The organism is Campylobacter sp. 2018MI13, from assembly GCF_018501135.1.
Taxonomy (GTDB): Bacteria; Campylobacterota; Campylobacteria; order Campylobacterales; family Campylobacteraceae; genus Campylobacter_E.
In genome coordinates this window covers 1-228 of record NZ_JAHCZC010000351.1, presented here as the reverse complement: position 1 = coordinate 228, position 228 = coordinate 1, and the positions used below count along the sequence as shown (strand labels likewise).

Sequence of the window (228 nt, the reverse complement as noted above, 5' to 3'; positions counted from 1 at the left end):
TGCAGGTCGGTATTTAACCGACAAGGAATTTCGCTACCTTAGGACCGTTATAGTTACGGCCGCCGTTTACTCGGGCTTCGATCAAGAGCTTCGCATTGCTGCTGACCCCATCAATTAACCTTCGAGCCCCGGGCAGGCGTCACACCCTATACATCCACTTACGTGTTAGCAGAGTGCTGTGTTTTTGGTAAACAGTCGGGAGGGACTCTTTGTTGTAAGTTTCCTTGC

The 228-nt window shown here is 50.4% G+C and carries 1 rRNA gene; it reads right to left on the bottom strand.

The features are described 5' to 3' along the window. Positions 1-228 (bottom strand): 23S ribosomal RNA (locus tag KJQ99_RS11530); the annotation flags it as partial.